We start from the raw sequence: 15,997 nt of genomic DNA, 5'->3' as shown, positions 1-15,997 counted from the left end.
GTGTCCGGGCCGGGTCTCGTCGAGGAGGTCGTGGCGCAGATGCGCACTCGTCTGGACGCGCTACCGATCGCCTCGGCTCGAAGGCCTTTCCTGTCCACCTATCTGCGCACGACCCAGGCCGTAGGTGACTCCGTCGACAGCGGCGGATTCATCGATCCGGACTGGGTGCAACGCTGGGACGTAGCGTTCGCCGAGTTGTACCTGCGGGCCCACGACGCCTTCGTCGCGGGTGAGACGTCGGCAGTGCCGCGACCGTGGCGACTTGCCTTCACTGCACCGGACGAGCTCCCCGCGCTGCGCCACGTCCTGCTGGGGATCAACGCGCACGTGAACTACGACCTTCCGCAGGCGATGCTGTCGGTCATCAGCCCGGCCGACTTCACCGACGCGAACCTCGTCGATCGCAGACGGCGAGACCACGAAGCCATCGACTCCGTTCTTGCCAGCCGCGTCAAAAACGAGGAAGAGCTGCTCGAGGACCGCAAGACACTGCTCGATCGCCTGCTCACACCACTAAACCGGCTGGGCTCGAAGAGGTTCCTACGCGAGGCCCGGCAGAAGGTGTGGCGCAACGTCGAGGCGCTACACGCGGCCCGCCTGGAAGGCGAGGCCAGCTACGCGACGCGCCTGAGCGAACTCGAGGTCCTGAGTGCCGCTCGGATCGCGGATCTTCTCGCTCCAGGCCAGGTGTTGCTGCGCTTGGCTGTGGCCGGCTTCGGCGTCGTTCTGCCGCCGCCTGGCTGATGCCGCGGCTCGGTCGTCTCCTCTTCGCTTCACTCGCTGTCCCTCACGCGTCAATCGCTGTCCTCCGCGTGGCGCAGCACGATTGTGGCGGGCCATTCCGGTCGATGCTCATCGACCAGGACGCTGATCAGCGTCCGTTCCACCCAGGCATGTTTGACGAGGTCCTCGACCGATGGTTCGCGTCCGCGGAATGTTCGCTCCCGCCCGGACATCAGCAACAGGGTGAAGCCCTCGAAGTCGCCGAACCGGTCGTAGTAGACGGCGACGACCTTTCCCGTGAATTCCTCGGCGAATCGGGGGAACTCATCACCACCGTCGCCGTCTCCGCCCCCGCCCCCGTAACCCCCGTGACCCCCGTGACCGCCGTGACCGCCGTGACCGCCGTGACCGCCGTGACCGCCGTCGTGGTCAGGCGGGTACTTGTGTCCAGGGACGTCGCCTACCTCCGACGGAGGGATCTTGCCCGGGTCCCCGCCGAAGCCCAGAACGCGTCCGGCGATCAATTTCTCGTATCTGAGCAGGACCTTGTACCAACGGCCGGAATGATCGGCCACGCTGATGCGCCAGCGCAGCCAGGCCAGCAACCGCTGTTCGGGGTAGAGCAGATCCTCCTTGACCGATATGGGAATTCGTACCTGGAAGGCTCCGCGAAGCTGTCGCCAGTCGAGCAGGATCGACTGGGATCCGACGTTCTGCTCCTGCAGACCGCGAACCTCGATCCCGCCGTCGCCCCCCTTTCCGCGAAGGAAGAACCTGGACCGGGTGAACTGCTGGACGGCAATGTCGTAGGCATCACCGCGGTGGATTCCTTCGGGTAGCTCTACCGACATCAGCCCCACGACATTTCCGAGCCCTTCGGGGACCGGAAGGTAACTGACCCCGCGGGCCGGACACGAGATGACGTGTTCCTCCGCCGCGGTGAGGTCATGAGTTCGGTACATCGCGTCGGCCAGGGCGATGACTCCGGCGGCGTCGACGTCGGGCAGGTAGAACGACGCGGTGGACCCGTCCGGCGTGTTGCCCCAGGACACGAGCAGTTCGTCCACCCGGGCCGAGCCCACCGGTGTGGCCCGGATCTCGAACGGATGCGGCATCACCCGCGACGGCGGCGCACCGGGGTTCGGCCCGTCGATCCAGGCGATGTTGCGTTGGGCGAGCTTGTCCGACGTGGTGCCGCTGGCACCGTTCGGGATTGGCGTGTCGTCATAGCGGATCTCGGCGATCAGGCACTGGTGCGGCGCCGCGGTGACCGATGAGTTGACCGACGAGGTACCGGTCCAGGGACCGTCCCAGTTCGCTTGCGCTGCCGGCGGACTGGGTATCAAGAACGTCTGACTCGGTTGGTTGAGATCGAGCCAGCAACCGAAGTAGGTATCGACCTCGGCGCCCGGAGAGGTGGTGATCGAGCGCGCGTTGGGCGGATCGGTCTGGCTCTTCATGTCGGCCGGACCGTTGAGGTTCACGCGCGGAGCGGCGAAGCACGGCACAGTGACGTATTCCAGCGTGCCGGAGTGGTTCGGTTCCACACCGAGCAAAGCGATCTTGTGACCGGTGCTTGTGTTGGATCCCCAGCGATAGGTCCCCTGACCGAGGCCGACCTCGGTGAAGGTCGAGGTGGTGGTTGCCGCGGCGAAGAGCCGGAAGAACACCCGCACCGGGTCGATCGTCACGGTCGAGTTCGCCACGATGCGCACCCGGGCCACGGCGAAGTTGAACGTCAGCTCGTGGCTACCGGCGTTGCGTGGGAGGAACTCCAGCGCGGACAGATCCTCGCTCTGCTGCAGGGTCGCCTCGAAACTGTCGCCGTTGGTGATCGTCGAGGGATTGTTCAGCCGGTCCAGAACCGAGGTGATGTAGCCGCAGGCGTCGGCGGCGGTGGCCGGGTTCGGCACGCCGAACATCGTGTGGGCCTGGTTCGGTGTCACCTTGAAGAAGCGCAAGTCGTAACTGAGCCAGGTCGGGAACGCCGTCGGGTGCACCGGGTCGGTGTCGGTGAAATAGGGGTCTTCCCCCTTGGTCAATTCGATGGGTGCCGAAGCGGTGACGGTGATCGGCCCGACCGTCATGCTCGCGTGCAAGGTGAGGACCGCAACTTCGTGCACCTGCAGGGCGTTGAACGCGGCATTGCCCGAGAACGAAACGGTGTAGGGATAGAGGAACTGTTGCATCTCGGCGGCCAGAGACGGGTCGTTGGCCTCGATCGGGGACGGTCCGAACGAGTTCACCGTCGGCAGATTCGCGCGCAGGGTCGCCCTTTGACCCGAGGTCAGCGAGGGATTCAACGCATCGTCGAGGGTGACGGTGATCGTCGGCGCGGGATTTGGTGGCTGACTCAGTGCGGCGGTACTACCGAAGCCGAGCGCTTCATTGGTGAAGCCTTGCACCGAAAGCCAATACGCCTTCGGCCAACTGCTGTGCACGGCGACCTCGTCCTGACCGAAGGTGGCCTTGTTGATCACGAAACCGAGCTCCGGGATCGCCAACGGCGCACCCCAGATCTGCTCGTCCGTCGTCGTGCTCCCCCGGCGGTCGGTCCAGCAACCGAAGTACCGCCCGTTCTTCACGCTCAATCCGATGTAGTCGCCGAACTCCTGCCCGTTGTCCAAGGGCGTCACCGCCTCGTCGGTCCCGAGGGTGGTCACCTGCACGGCCGGTGACCAGTGCGCGCCGAAGTCGGTCGAGTACTGCATCCAGACATCAGCCTGCACGCGGTTGGTCGCGTCGTTGACCGTGTCGTAGTAGATGACCATCATCTGGCCGGTGTCGTCGTCCACGGCAAGGCGCGGGAAGAACTGGTCGTTCTTGCCGGCCTGATCATTGATCTTGACCGGGGTCGACCAGTGTTGGCCGCCGTCGGTCGAGCGAGCGAACCACACCCGTGTCTTGCACGAGGAGGTGATCGAGGTGTCCGGCGCGTTGGACGGGACGCTGCAGCCGGTCCCGCCGGCGAGGTCGTGCCAGCAGGCGTAGACGTCGTCGCGTCCGCCCCCGCTGTAGGCGCCGCCGCTGATGTTGATCAGGGTCCCGATGGGCGCACCGGAGGTGAGACGGTTGGACTGGGCGGGGATCTTGATCGTGAACTTGCCGAAGACGTTGGCGATGGTCACCGGACTCGAGCTGAGCGCGTTGAAGTTCGCGCCGCCATCGGTCGACTTGGCGATCAACAGACTCTGTCCGCCGGCGTTGGGCCAGAAGGCGAACACGTCGCCGGCCGCGTTGGTTTTGATGTCGGTGCCGTCGGAGGTGAAGGTCGTCTCGGTGCCGTTGAGTTGCAAGGGCGTTCCCCAGGTGCCTGATGGTCCGTTGCGAACGGACATCCAGGCCGAGGCGTCGGTGGTCTTGTGCCAGATCGCGTACATCGTGTCGCGGCGCGAGGAATAGTGGTCCACCCACAGGCTTTCCTTGTCCGGGTTGTTCGCTGATCCGGTGATCGTGGAGTCGAAGGTCCAGTCTTTGCCGCCGTTGGTCGACTTGTAGCAGCGCAACGCCAGGGCCGAGCCGTTGATGCCCAGGGTCAGGGCCCAAGCGGTGCCGTCGGTGGTCCAGCCGACCGCCGGGTCGCCCTGGAATGTGTCGGTGCTGGTGAAGGGCAGCGTCGACTGGCCCCACGTCCGTCCGCCGTCGGATGAGTAGTACTGGACCTGATGAAAACCGGTTCCGTTGTCGTTGGACGCGGCGATGATCTGCAGCGGATTGGATGGGTTGATGCTGATGTCGCATTCGCTGTAGGGGTTCGTCGTGGTCTGCGAGAGCGAGACGTTGGCGGGCATCGGTCAGCCCTCCGGGTCGGCGGGTGGCCGGTGCGCAGGATCGTCGTCCCGGCCATCGGGCCCACCTGCGTCCGGGCCCTGCGCCGACTTGGCTGCCCCGATGGGATCGTCGGGGTTGCGTCGCATGTACTCCCAGATCCGTTCGAGGATCAGCGGGTAGGCCACCGGACCGTTGGACTCGTCGATCTCCGGATGCTCCGTTCGCCACCACACTTTCAGCCACGGCGGCAGGTCCATCGGGTCGTATTCGTTCGCCGGCAGGATCGAGAAGTCCTGGTGATTGCGGATCAGCTGCTCGTAGGCCGAGCCGGCCGGGGCCCTTGCCGCCTCCAGTTGTTCGTGAATGCTCGGCCACTGGCTGGCTTTGGAGGCCATCTGCCCCACCTCTTACCGGTTGGGAGGTTGTGCGTGTAGGTGCAACTGTGGCGCGAGCGGGCCCGCGGTCCCGGACGCGGCGAAACTCAGTGTGCGGGACGGGAGGAAAGCCGACGCCATCGGCTCCAGGCGAGCCTTCCGCTGGCGAGAGCAGCCATGCCCAGCGCCGCGACGATGGCCCATTCCAGGGAGCCGCTGCCGTGGTCGGGATCGACTCCGAAGAGCGCCTCTATCCATTCGCGAGACACGAGGGTCAGCGCGAACAGCAAAGCGAACAGAACCGACGAAACGGTTTCAATCCAGAAAAAGACCTTATCGCGCATGGCGATTCCCATTCCTAGACGCTGTGAACGGCTTATCAGCGATCGCGACCGGTGTCAACGGACCGAGTCATCGGGCGGTCGCGCCAGGGATGCCATCCGCAGCTTTGCTGGGGACGGTTTCAGAATCGCGCGCGCAGCATGTCCACACCTGGGCCGTTGAGGTCGTCGAGGGTGCAGGGACGGCCCGAGGCGGCCAGCAGCAGTGACATCGCCGGGCCCTGCACCAGGGGACCCGTCCCGACGGTGCAGTCGGTGTCGGTGGCTTGCAGCGTGAGGTCGGCGACCCGGTCACGGCCACCGATGATGGCGTTGCTGCCGGCGTAGAAGGCGATTGTGCGCGCCACCATCGGCAATGGATAGTCGTGCGCGATCCCCAGCGGTCGGCGAATGTCCTCGCCGTGCACGAACGCCTCACCCAGCCAGGTCTCCTTGGGCCCGGGCGGGGCATTCGTGCGCGGGGTCGCCTCCCGGAAGGCAGTCAGGGTTCCAGCCGGACCCCCGACGCGTTCGAGCTCGACCTGGTTGGCCGTGAACGTGTTGAACCGGAAACGCGCTTGGGCCATACGGACGGCAAACCTCGGCGGCGTCATCTTCGCCAGGGAGAGCAAGTGCGCGAGCACGTCGTGCACGGTCCAGTCGGCGCACAGAGATCGGGTCTGCCACGCCGTCGTGTCGAGATCGGCCACGTCCTCGGCCAGCGAGCGGCGCTCGGCATGGATCGTCGACCAGATGCTTTCGGTCATTCTCAGCTCCCGTTGGTAGGCCGCGCCGGTGCGCTGCTCAGTCCTACGACGAACGGGAAATGCCGGGATCGACAACGGTGCAGCCGGTTCCAGGCCGCAGGGCGGCTCACCGGCGGCGTGCTGCAGGTGCGGGCCTGGCCGAGGTGCACTCAGCTGCGGGTGGCTCGACGGTGTGCTCGACGGTGTACTCAGCCGCGGGTGTGCTCGACGGTGCGCTCGGGTACGGAAACGGTGCGCGACCGGTGGCCGAACATGAGCAGCAACGCCAAGGCAGCAAGGGCGGCAAGGGCCTCACCGACTGCGCTCAGGGTCTTGCCGGTCGGAGCCCAGTAAGGGTCGTACATCTTCGGGATCGGCCCGAAGGCTCCGATGTCGACGTAGCGGTAGACCAGGACCGCGGCCGTGCCCGCGGCGGCGACCAGGAACGCGAAGGCCGCCGTGTAGCGCCGAGGACGCGCGAGCAGAGCCGCGGCCGCGACGATGGCCACGGTCGCTTCCGCCCGGAACAGGTCCGCCTCGCTCAGGACGCTGGTCTTGTTGTTCTTGAAGGCCGACGCCAGGTCGTAGTGCACGAACGCGTCGATCGCCAAGCCGACGACGACGACTGCCGTCAGACACGCCTGGATCGTCAGTGCTTTTCGGGGACTCATCACAACCACCATCCCTCTGCCGGGGCGACGTGCTCTGCGACCACCGCAGGCGCCCCACGTATGAGCCGCTAGCCATCATTACGTCGGTCGAGCGGGCACGGTTCAAGGCTTCGGTCTGAATTTTCAGGCGAACAGATCGTCCATGGTCGGGATGACGACCCTGGCCGCGACGTCGGCGCTTCGCCGGGCTGGATCGGCCGGATCGTTGCCGGACTGACCGGTATCGGCCGTTGCGGTGTCGTGGTGGCTCACGTCGAGTTCGGCCACCGCCTCGTCGGTCAGGAACCTGCTGCGTTGGGTGAATACGTGGCGGTCCTTGAACACGTCACGGTGTAGTCGCTGGGGGTGGTAGAGACTGAGCCGGTCACGAGCGCGGGTGACGGCCACGTAGAACAACCTGGCCTCCTCCGCCAAGCCGTTCGGGCTGGACAGCGCCATGTCGGAGGGAAAGGCCCCGTCGGTGACATGGATGAGGTGCACGTGCTCCCATTCCAGCCCTTTGGCCGAGTGAACCGTGCTCAGCACGAGGTAGTCGTCGTCGATATGCGGTGGTTGGGCAAAGTCGGTGCTCACGCCAGCCGGGTCCAGGATCAGCTCCGCCAGGAAGCGTTCCAGGTCGCTGCTGGCCGCTGCGGCGAGAGCGAGCCGGTCGAGATCGTCCTGGCGGAGGGCAGCGTCCAGGTACGCCACCTTGACCAGCGGCCGCAGGACGTCGAGGCAGCCGGTGATTCGCTGCGCCGCCTCCGTGTTCGCGATTGCGGCGGCCAGCCCGTCGAGGGTGGCAGCGACGGCCAGGCGCGCCTTGGCCGGCGCGGCGGCTACCGCTTCTGCGCGGTGGGCGGGATCGCGCAGATCCAGATCCAGATCTGGATCCGAGCCCGGGCCGAGGACCGTTCCCGCCGGCGACGCCGACAGCATGCGGCTGAGATTACGGGCGTGCGCTTTGCCGACATGGCGATGCAGTTTGAGCAGCCGGTAGAGGGACAGCTCGCTCTGCGGGTTGGCGGTGATACGCAGCGCGGCGATCAGGTCCTTGACGTGCGCGGTGTCCGTGTAGCGCAGACCGCCGTACTTGACGTAAGGGATGCGCCGGATCCTGAGTTCGATCTCCAGTTCCCTGCTGTGGTCCGATGCTCGCATCAGCACGGCCTGATCATGAAGAGCAGCGCCTTCTTCTCGGGCCTGCAGGACCGACTCGGCCACCGCGCGCGCCTGGTCGGCCGCGTCGTAGCACATTCGGAGGGCCGCGCGGCCGGCGCCGGAGCTGTCGCGGGCCGCCGTGAGCGTGAGCGCCTGGGCCAGCTCTCCCGCGGGGCGCACGATGTTCGCGAGATCGAGAATCGGCTGCACAGAGCGAAAGTTGGTCTGCAGCCTGACGACCGTCGTGCCGGGAAACCGACGGGTCGCATCGATCAGATGGGCGCTGTGGGCGCCCCGAAAGCCGTAGACGGCCTGGGCGTCGTCGCCGACGACCGTGAGCCCGCGGCCGGCGGGACTGAGCAGCGCCACGATGTCGACCTGAATCTGGTTCAAGTCTTGGTATTCGTCCACAAGGACCTGACGCCACCGGGCGCGTATCCGGGTGCCGGTGGCCTCGTCGCTCAGCAGAGCACGCATCGCCAATAGGAGGTCGTCGAAGTCGAGCAGCCCCTGGCGCCGCTTGGTGGTCATGAAGTCGCCGAGCAGGGCCAGGATCTCCGCGGTGACGTGGTCGTACTGCGGGAAGTCCCGCTCGATCACGGTGCGGGCGGCCAGACCGGTGTTGATCGCTCGCGAACAGATGTCGGCCAGACTCTGGGCCGAGGGAAGGCGAGTGTGGGTCCCGGTCAGTTGAAATTCGTCCCGCATGGTTTCCAGCAGGTCGACGACATCAGCGGGATCGAGCAGCACGATCTGATGCAGACCGAGCGCCCGAGCGTGCTCGGACACGAGGCGGTGAGCCACCGCGTGGAAGGTGCCGCTCCAGATCCGTCGCGCGGCGGTCGGATCGCTGCACAGGGCCGCCGCCCGAGAGGTCATGTCAGCGGCGGCCCGGCGGGTGAAGGTCAGCAGGAGGAGTTCCTCGGGCCTGCAGCCACGCCGGAGCTGATGAGCCACCCGCGCAGTCAGCGTCGTGGTCTTGCCGGTGCCCGCACCGGCGACGATGACGAGCGGGCCGTCGCCGTGCTCGACGGCCGCCGCCTGTGCCGGGTCGAGACCTTCCATCAGATCGAACATACGTGCGATTGTAGGCCGGCCCACTGACAGGCCGGGTTTCGGCCGCTAGTCGGCGGCCACCAGCTCGGGGACCAGCTCGTCACCGGCCCGCTCGGGGGTCGGCGTCGGAGCCGCCGCCGCACGGATCGCGGCGAGGCCGGCCTTCGACGGGAACAGCGCGGCGGCTGACACCGCGCCGAGCAGGAACAGCGCTGAGCTGATCGTGAACACGACCGAGTAGCCGTGCGTTGCGGCGAGGTGGTTGGGCCCGCTCAGGTGGTGTGACGTCACGTAGCTGCTGGTCGCGCTCGCGGCGAGGGTGCTCAGAACGGCCGTCCCGATCGAACCGCCGACCTGCTGCATCGTGCTCACCAACGCGGCCGCCACTCCAGAGTCCTGGGGCAGTACGCCTGCGGTCGCGGTGTTCATTGCCGGTGCCATCACCATGCCCATCGCGAAGCCCATCACGATCAGCGCGGGCAGCACCCCGGTGACGTAGCTGGAACCAACGGTCACTCGGCTCAGATAGGCCATGCCCAGAAAGCCCAGCGCCATGCCCACGGTGATGACCACGCGAGGTCCGAACCTCGGAAGGGTCACGATGTTGGACGTGTTGGAGCTGATCATGACGCAGGTGATCATGGGCAGGAAGGCCAGCCCCGACATCACGGGACTGAATCCCTTGACGGTCTGCAGGTAGTAGGTCAGGAACAGGAATACTCCGAACATCGCAACACCGGCCGTCATCACGGCGGCGAATGCGACTGCGCGAGTCCGATCCGACACGACTCGCAACGGAAGCAGTGGGTACGCCACGCGACGCTCGACGGCCACGAAGGCGACGAGCAGGGCCACGCCGAGTGCGATGGACGCGAGCGTCGTCACAGCAAGCCAGCCTGCGGTCTCGGCGTGGGAGAAGCCGAAGACGAGGAGGAACAGCCCGGCCGAGGCGAGCACCGTGCCCGCGATGTCGATGCGAGGACGGACCGTCGGGCGCGAGTGGGTCATGTAGACCAGGGCGCCGACCGCTGCTGCGGCCGCAAAGATGACGTTGACGTACATCGCCCAGCGCCACGACAGGTACTGCGTGAGCACGCCGCCGAGGATCAGCCCGACGGCACCGCCACCGACGGCAACCGAACCGAACACTCCGAAGGCCCGCCCGCGGTCGCGAGGATTGGAGAATGTCGTAACCAGCGTTGAAAGGGCAGCGGGCGCCAACATCGCACCGGCTATGCCCTGAGCCACCCGCGACGCCACCAGAACGCCGAAGTTCGGGGCGGCACCTCCAACGGCCGAGGCGAGGGCGAAGAACAGCAGGCCGGCCAGGAACGTGCGCTTGCGACCGAACAGGTCCCCGACCCGCCCGCCGAGAAGCAGGAGACTCCCGAACGCCAGTGCGTAGGCAGTGACGATCCACTGCCGCTGACCGTCAGCGAAACCGAGATCGGCCTGGGCAGAGGGCAACGCGATGTTCACGACGGTGGCGTCCAGGACGACCATCAGCTGGGCGATCGAGACCACCACCAGGATGGTCCAGCGGTGGTCCTTGGGTTGAGCACCGGCGGAAACTCGGGGATTCGCCGTGGAAACGGTCGTCGTCATGTGGCCTCTTTGGTTCGCTCGCGGTCTGCCTTCTCTAGGCCCAACCGGAGTCCCCCTCCGAATAATTCCCCGTCCGCCGACAATTTTTCGAACCCGATCTGCGTCGAACATCCGTGGACATCCTCGAGGCTCACTCTGCCCGGAGACGGAGTCGCCCTGCTAGCGCGATGAGCCCTCGACCGAGTCGGACAGCCACGGCAGTTCGATCGCCCGCCCAGCCAACGAACCGAGGAACAACGTGCCTGCGAGCACGACCAACCAGACCGACAAGACGAAGGTCGCGCCGATCAGACCGTAGTCCGAGGCCTCGGTCACGATCTCGCCGGACATCACCAGCCCCGACACCGCGACGAGCACGGTAACCCCACCCGCCATGATCGCCGCGCCCGGAATCAACCGTCGGGCCGGTACCCGCCGGCCCAGCAAAAGGTGCTGACTCCCCCAGAAGAACAGGAACGACACGACGAGCTGGGCCACCGGCCCCGCCGGGCGGCTGGCGTGGACCCGGTGCCCGAACGCGTGGCCGGCGCGACCGGCGTAGAGGACGATCACCAAATAGCCGCAGAGCCCCGCGACCCACACCAGCTGCCGACCGATGGAGGCGACCAGGCCCGCCCTCGGCAGGTCCCAGACGAGTTCGTACCAACGTTGTTGGGTCGCGGCAATACTGGTGGCGAAGACCAGCGCGACCAGCAGTCCGGACACCGCGTCGGCGCGGTCGAGCGTGGCGTTGCTCAGAAACAGGCCGTCGACGTCCCGGGAGGCAGCCGCGGACAACCCGAGGTAGCGCGACAGGACTTGACCGACGCCGCGCTGGCTGCGGTGCCCGAGTGCTGCGAACGCAACCAACAGCGGCGCGGTGCACAGGATCTGCTGAGCTGCCAGCGCGAGGCTGTGGGTGGCGAGATTGAGCTGTTGGCTACGCCGCCATAGACGTCCCGGCATCCCCTGGACGCCGTAACGCCAGAGCGGGTGCCTCAGCGCCCAGCGCGGCCGCGCGGTTCCTGCCGTCTGCGGCGGTGGGGGCTTGGCCTCCATGTCCCGCACGCCCGCGCCCCGATCGATATCCCTGCTCACCCCTCAAGCATGACCCATCCGGCTGGGCGATGCCCGCTGCTGATGCCAGTCGCTCAGGTGAGGCGGCGACAAGCACCCACCGTGCCCGTTACCCGACATCGGGGCGTTCGGTCGTCCGTCGATGACGGCCGGCGACTCAACCGTGCGCGGTACTGCCCCGCCGGCGCTGCAGATATGCGCGTTCGCCCGGGTTGGCTGTCGCAGCGATGGCAAGGTCGTAGGCGGCCCGCGCCTGCGCGCTTCGCCCGAGCCGGCGCAGGAGATCGGCCTGAGTGGCGTACCAGGCGTGGTAGCCCTCCAGAGGAAGGTTCTCGATCAGCGCCAGCGCCACGGCCGGCCCGTCGATCTCGGCGATCGCGACTGCTCGGTTGAGGGCGACAAGAGCGGTCGGCTCCAGGGCGTAGAGCTGACCGTAGAGCGCGGCAATCTGCGACCAGTCGGTGGAGGCGGCGTCAGGGGCATCGGTGTGCACCGCGTTGATCGCGGCCAACAATTGATACCGGCCGGGGCGATTCACCCGCAGACACTCACGTACCAGGCTATGACCCTCGGCAATGAGCGCCCGATCCCAGCCGGCCCGGTCCTGCTCCGGCAACGGGACCAGTTCGCCGTCCTCGGCGAAACGCGAGGCCAGGCGAGCTTCGGACAGCAGCATCACGGCAAGCAGTCCCGACACCTCGGCCTCGTCGGGCAGCAGCGCATGCAGAAGCCGGCCAAGCCTGATCGCTTCGGCGGTCAGGTCGCTGCGTACCGGCTCATCGCCGGCGCCGGCGAGGTATCCCTCGTTGAAGATGAGGTAGACAACCGCCAGAACGGCGCGCAACCGAGGAGCGAGATCATCGTCGGTCGGAACCCGGTAAGGAATCCGCGCCTGCTTGATCTTGGCCTTGGCCCGGGTGATGCGTTGCGCCATGGTGGTCTCCGGCACGAAGAACGCGCGGGCGATGTCTGCGACCGTAAGCCCCCCGAGCAGGCGCAAGGTGAGCGCAACGCGGGTATCGGCGGCCAACGCGGGATGGCAGCAGGTGAAGATCAGGCGGAGTCGGTCGTCCTCGATCGGTCCCGACGGGTCGGCCGGAGTGTCATCGACGATCATCAGGGCGTCCAGATGCTTGGCGTCCCGTAGAGATTCGCGCCGGATGCGATCGATCGCCTTTCGGGTCGCTGTGGTGGTGAGCCACCCACCGGGATTCGGCGGCGCACCCGAGCCCCAGCGTTCCGCGGCCGCCACGAGTGCCTCGCTGGCGGCTTCCTCGGCAATATCGAGATCGCCGAAGCGGCGCGCCAGCGAGGCGACCACCTTGCCGTACTCATGCTTGAAAACGGCGTCGAGGTCGGTCACGCGGCCGGAGGCTCGTCTTGGAAGGGTTTCTGGTTGAACGCGTCGACAGCTTCGAAGATCGGCTGCAGCTCCGTGCCGGGGCGCTGCCGGGTGAGTTCGTCCTCGACGACCGAGAACAGGTACTGCTTCATGTCGTGCACCTTTCGATCACGTGGCGACCGGTTGCCGCCTGAGGGAATGGGAGCGGGAAGGCGATTCGAGGCACCGACGATCCTGCCGGACGGGTGGCGGGCACCGAATGGCCGACCCACCATTTCTCACTGCCACCGAATCCACGCAGCGATGCCCGGAATCGCGATCGAGGCCGCCACGAGGTGCGTGCTCAGCCAGGAGACCGCACACGCGATCCGGACCAGACACGCACCCCCTCCTGACGTGTCGAGCAGCGCCGCGCTGCCCTCTCATCACCTCCACGAACGGAACTCCTCGGATACGACAAGATCGTCGAGATTTCTTGTGGCCGGCCACCACCGACCGCCCAAGCGCCCGCCCGGCCGCCCGGCTGAGCGCCCGGCCACCCGCCGGTCAGATTCTGAGGCAGCCGTAAGGGGCAGTATGTCGACATGGTCTTCGGTGCTCATCTCGTGCTGTACAGCGTGGACGCGGAGGCCGATCGCCGGTTCCTGTCCGACATCTTCGGCTTGCACTCGGTCGATGCCGGCCACGGCTGGTTGATCTTCAGGCTTCCGCCGGCGGAAATGGCCGTGCACCCAGCGGAGGCGCCTGGAGCGGAGCTCTACCTGATGTGCGATGACCTTGCCGCTGAAGTCGAATCCCTCAAGGCGCGTGGCGTGCCCTGCGCTCCGGTCGAGCAGGCGCGGTGGGGATCGATGACACGGCTCGTGCTGCCCGGGGGCGCCACGATCGGTGTCTACCAGCCGAATCACCCGATCGCGCTGGCCGGCGACGCTTGACCGCGATCTCGGCGCGGCCCCTGACGGGAACCGGGCCGAGACGGGTCACCGCCAGGTACCAACGGCTGTCGCACGGCCCTCGCGCTGATTGCTGCCCACGCGGCTGCCTTTCGAGCGTGACGATTCGGCGCGCGATGGCGTTGATGCCTACCGCACAACGTGAAACCCGATCCGGTAGAGCAGGGTGTCGTCCTGGATCGACCCGGCGTGCGCGGCACGACGACGCAACGACTCCAGGTCGGCCTCGCCCGAGTCACGCAGGTCGTCGAAATCGATCGAGGCGAAGGGAACGAGGTCGATCGAATCGACCTCGATCTGCGCCATGTCGATCCGGTATCGATTGCCGGTCTTGACCTGCGGCCTGGTCCAGAGCCGAAACGTGACGGTGATGTCGCCTGCCAGGACATCCGCCCGAAGCTCGCGGCTGAACTCCATGCGGCCAGGTTACCCATTTCGAGCACTTGATCGTGACGGGCGCACACCTGAGTCCAACCCAGGATCGGGCCGCTGTCCAGGCAGCTGTGGCTCGTGCCCTGATCGGTCTCGCCTCGACGTCTTCCGTGCCCGTGACGGCCGGGCCATACTCGGCAGACAGACGCGCGCGGTCGCGGAAGTTTGGCGAGGAGAGCGGACCGGATGACACCCTCGAACGTCTTCAGTGCCGCCGTCGTGCAGGCAACTCCGCTCGCGTTCGACGTCGACGGCACGCTGGAGAAGGTGGCGCGTCTGACGAGCGACGCGGCGGGGATGGGCGCCCGGCTCGTGGTCTTTCCAGAGGCTTTCGTGTCCTGTTACCCCCGCGGCCTGGACTTCGGCACCGCGATCGGCGCTCGAACCCCGGAAGGACGCGCATGGTTTCGCCGCTACTGGGAGTCCTCGATCGACGTCCCCGGTCCGGCCGTTGAGCGAATCGGTGCGATTGCCGCCCAGCACGCTGTGCATCTCGTGATCGGCGTCGTCGAACGCGCCGCAGGAACCCTCTACTGCACGAGCCTGATCTTCGCGCCATCCGGTGAGTTCCTGGGCAAGCACCGCAAGCTGGTGCCGACCGGTGCCGAACGTCTCGTCTGGGGATCCGGCGACGGGTCCACCATGCCGGTGTTCGACACCAGTGTCGGCCGTCTGGGCACGGTGACGTGCTGGGAGAATTACATGCCGCTGTTGCGAATGAGCATGTACGCAAAGGGCATTCAGGTCTGGTGCGCGCCTACAGCCGATTCGCGCGACACGTGGATCGCCAGCATGCGCCATATCGCCTGCGAAGGCCGCTGCTTCGTGCTGTCTGCGAATCAGTTCACCCGCCGCGGCGACTACCCGGACGACTACCCACTCATAGCCGACCTCCAGCCCGGAGACGTGATGTGCCGTGGCGCCTCGATGATCGTGTCCCCGCTCGGCGAGGTCCTCGCCGGGCCGGCCCTGGAAGGCGAGCAGATCCTCGTGGCCGAGCTCGACCTGGCCCAGATCGTCGAAGCGAAGTACGACTTCGATGTCGTCGGCCACTACTCACGACCGGACATCTTCACCTTGGTGGTCAACGAATCGGCCACCGAGCCGGTCATCACGAGGTCGTCCCACCCGCACGTTCCCAGCTCCTGAGGACGGAGAACCATCCTGAACGGAGCCGAAACCTCAGGGTGCCTTGGACGGTTCGGTCGGCCTACCACGCAACGAACGGATCGTCGAGCGAAGGCCGCCCACCTCCATGCCGAGCAACGGACGGAGACGGGACCCGGTGCTCGACGGCGCGGCGGACGCCGTGGATCCGAGGTGGTGCAGGAACACGCCTCCCGTTCCCAGCAGCACGATGGCCAGGATGGTTTCCAGCGGCACACTCACCCAGCTGAGCCAGCGGTCACGCCCGGCTGCGGTGGTCGTGTCGAACCACGCGTCGCAGATAAGCAGCGTGCCGGCCATGACCGAAGTGACGATAACCAGTTGCCGACGCCATAGGGCCAGAAGTGCGGTCGCCGCCAGCACGAAGGCGAGGGCACAGTCGAATCCCACCCAGGTCAGGCGCCAGTGTCCGGTCGTGTACGTCCGCGGCAGCGTCGCGGCCAGATACACCACCCAACCGACCAGGAACGCCGCGGCGACCGCGGTGATCGCCACGTACCGCTCGCGTTGTGTACGACCCTCGACGAGGGACGCCTGGCCGGTACTGGCGACCAGACGGCGGAGCAGCTCAGCCCGCTCGGCCGCGTCCATCGCGTGCAGGTCGTCATCGCTGAACATTCAAGCCTCCGAGCCTCCGAGAC

General features: G+C 66.8%; 15 protein-coding genes. 3 read left to right on the top strand and 12 right to left on the bottom strand.

Annotated features, from left to right (window positions below):
- Complete coding sequence (locus M6D93_RS04710; protein ID WP_249773205.1) at positions 1-744, top strand: DUF5995 family protein; 744 nt, start codon at positions 1-3, stop codon at positions 742-744.
- Between the two features lie 50 nt (positions 745-794).
- Here M6D93_RS04710 and M6D93_RS04705 read toward each other — a convergent pair whose 3' ends face one another.
- The 10 genes from M6D93_RS04705 to M6D93_RS19320 all read right to left on the bottom strand — a co-directional run bounded on the left by M6D93_RS04705 (position 795) and on the right by M6D93_RS19320 (position 12,956).
- Entirely contained in the window at positions 795-4,514 is a 3,720-nt protein-coding gene (locus M6D93_RS04705) for a sialidase family protein (RefSeq protein WP_249773204.1), read from the bottom strand.
- 3 nt (positions 4,515-4,517) lie between these two features.
- Positions 4,518-4,889, bottom strand: a complete 372-nt coding sequence (locus M6D93_RS04700) for a hypothetical protein (RefSeq protein ID WP_249773203.1) — start codon at positions 4,887-4,889, stop codon at positions 4,518-4,520.
- 86 nt (positions 4,890-4,975) lie between these two features.
- A complete protein-coding gene (locus tag M6D93_RS04695) occupies positions 4,976-5,224 on the bottom strand; it encodes a hypothetical protein (protein ID WP_249773202.1) in 249 nt (82 codons plus the stop codon).
- Between the two features lie 107 nt (positions 5,225-5,331).
- Positions 5,332-5,955 carry a maleylpyruvate isomerase family mycothiol-dependent enzyme gene (locus M6D93_RS04690; protein WP_249773201.1) on the bottom strand — a complete coding sequence of 208 codons (624 nt, stop codon included), beginning with the start codon at positions 5,953-5,955 and terminating at the stop codon, positions 5,332-5,334.
- A gap of 188 nt (positions 5,956-6,143) precedes the next feature.
- Positions 6,144-6,605 carry a hypothetical protein gene (locus tag M6D93_RS04685; protein ID WP_249773200.1) on the bottom strand — a complete coding sequence of 154 codons (462 nt, stop codon included), beginning with the start codon at positions 6,603-6,605 and terminating at the stop codon, positions 6,144-6,146.
- Positions 6,606-6,728: 123 nt separating this feature from the next.
- Positions 6,729-8,822, bottom strand: a complete 2,094-nt coding sequence (locus M6D93_RS04680) for an ATP-dependent helicase (RefSeq protein WP_249773199.1) — start codon at positions 8,820-8,822, stop codon at positions 6,729-6,731.
- A 45-nt stretch (positions 8,823-8,867) separates the two neighbouring features.
- Positions 8,868-10,406, bottom strand: a complete 1,539-nt coding sequence (locus M6D93_RS04675; protein WP_249773198.1) for an MFS transporter — start codon at positions 10,404-10,406, stop codon at positions 8,868-8,870.
- Between the two features lie 159 nt (positions 10,407-10,565).
- Positions 10,566-11,483 carry a hypothetical protein gene (locus M6D93_RS04670; protein WP_249773197.1) on the bottom strand — a complete coding sequence of 306 codons (918 nt, stop codon included), beginning with the start codon at positions 11,481-11,483 and terminating at the stop codon, positions 10,566-10,568.
- Positions 11,484-11,619: 136 nt separating this feature from the next.
- Positions 11,620-12,825 (bottom strand): RNA polymerase sigma factor, encoded by a 1,206-nt coding sequence (locus M6D93_RS04665; RefSeq protein WP_249773196.1) that lies wholly within the window; start codon positions 12,823-12,825, stop codon positions 11,620-11,622.
- Complete coding sequence (locus M6D93_RS19320) at positions 12,822-12,956, bottom strand: hypothetical protein (RefSeq protein WP_283818638.1); 135 nt, start codon at positions 12,954-12,956, stop codon at positions 12,822-12,824. Before M6D93_RS19320 ends, M6D93_RS04665 begins: the two co-directional genes overlap by 4 nt.
- A 432-nt stretch (positions 12,957-13,388) precedes the next feature.
- Between M6D93_RS19320 and M6D93_RS04660 the strand changes: the two genes are divergently transcribed.
- Positions 13,389-13,739: a VOC family protein gene (locus M6D93_RS04660; protein WP_249773195.1), complete on the top strand. Its 351-nt coding sequence runs from the start codon at positions 13,389-13,391 to the stop codon at positions 13,737-13,739.
- A 147-nt stretch (positions 13,740-13,886) separates the two neighbouring features.
- On the opposite strand, the gene M6D93_RS04655 is transcribed toward M6D93_RS04660, so the two are convergent.
- A complete protein-coding gene (locus tag M6D93_RS04655; protein ID WP_249773194.1) occupies positions 13,887-14,174 on the bottom strand; it encodes an ASCH domain-containing protein in 288 nt (95 codons plus the stop codon).
- A gap of 201 nt (positions 14,175-14,375) precedes the next feature.
- Between M6D93_RS04655 and M6D93_RS04650 the strand changes: the two genes are divergently transcribed.
- Positions 14,376-15,338, top strand: a complete 963-nt coding sequence (locus M6D93_RS04650; RefSeq protein WP_249773193.1) for a nitrilase-related carbon-nitrogen hydrolase — start codon at positions 14,376-14,378, stop codon at positions 15,336-15,338.
- Positions 15,339-15,371: 33 nt separating this feature from the next.
- On the opposite strand, the gene M6D93_RS04645 is transcribed toward M6D93_RS04650, so the two are convergent.
- Entirely contained in the window at positions 15,372-15,974 is a 603-nt protein-coding gene (locus tag M6D93_RS04645; RefSeq protein WP_249773192.1) for a hypothetical protein, read from the bottom strand.
- Positions 15,975-15,997 lie beyond the last annotated feature (23 nt).

It is taken from the genome of Jatrophihabitans telluris, assembly GCF_023516435.1.
GTDB classification, from domain to species: domain Bacteria; phylum Actinomycetota; class Actinomycetes; order Mycobacteriales; family Jatrophihabitantaceae; genus Jatrophihabitans_A; species Jatrophihabitans_A telluris.
Note: the sequence above shows the minus strand (reverse complement) of the source record. Positions and strands in the feature narration are given on the sequence as shown.

Excerpts from the sequence above, each read along its gene's own strand:
- M6D93_RS19320 (WP_283818638.1), bottom strand. The coding sequence starts at position 12,956 with ATGAAGCAGTACCTGTTCTCGGTCGTCGAGGACGAACTCACCCGGCAG.
- M6D93_RS04655 (WP_249773194.1), bottom strand. The coding sequence starts at position 14,174 with ATGGAGTTCAGCCGCGAGCTTCGGGCGGATGTCCTGGCAGGCGACATC.
- M6D93_RS04690 (WP_249773201.1), bottom strand. The coding sequence starts at position 5,955 with ATGACCGAAAGCATCTGGTCGACGATCCATGCCGAGCGCCGCTCGCTG.
- M6D93_RS04645 (WP_249773192.1), bottom strand. The coding sequence starts at position 15,974 with ATGTTCAGCGATGACGACCTGCACGCGATGGACGCGGCCGAGCGGGCT.
- M6D93_RS04685 (WP_249773200.1), bottom strand. The coding sequence starts at position 6,605 with ATGAGTCCCCGAAAAGCACTGACGATCCAGGCGTGTCTGACGGCAGTC.
- M6D93_RS04700 (WP_249773203.1), bottom strand. The coding sequence starts at position 4,889 with ATGGCCTCCAAAGCCAGCCAGTGGCCGAGCATTCACGAACAACTGGAG.
- M6D93_RS04650 (WP_249773193.1), top strand. The coding sequence starts at position 14,376 with ATGACACCCTCGAACGTCTTCAGTGCCGCCGTCGTGCAGGCAACTCCG.
- M6D93_RS04705 (WP_249773204.1), bottom strand. The coding sequence starts at position 4,514 with ATGCCCGCCAACGTCTCGCTCTCGCAGACCACGACGAACCCCTACAGC.
- M6D93_RS04680 (WP_249773199.1), bottom strand. The coding sequence starts at position 8,822 with ATGTTCGATCTGATGGAAGGTCTCGACCCGGCACAGGCGGCGGCCGTC.
- M6D93_RS04660 (WP_249773195.1), top strand. The coding sequence starts at position 13,389 with ATGGTCTTCGGTGCTCATCTCGTGCTGTACAGCGTGGACGCGGAGGCC.
- M6D93_RS04695 (WP_249773202.1), bottom strand. The coding sequence starts at position 5,224 with ATGGGAATCGCCATGCGCGATAAGGTCTTTTTCTGGATTGAAACCGTT.
- M6D93_RS04675 (WP_249773198.1), bottom strand. The coding sequence starts at position 10,406 with ATGACGACGACCGTTTCCACGGCGAATCCCCGAGTTTCCGCCGGTGCT.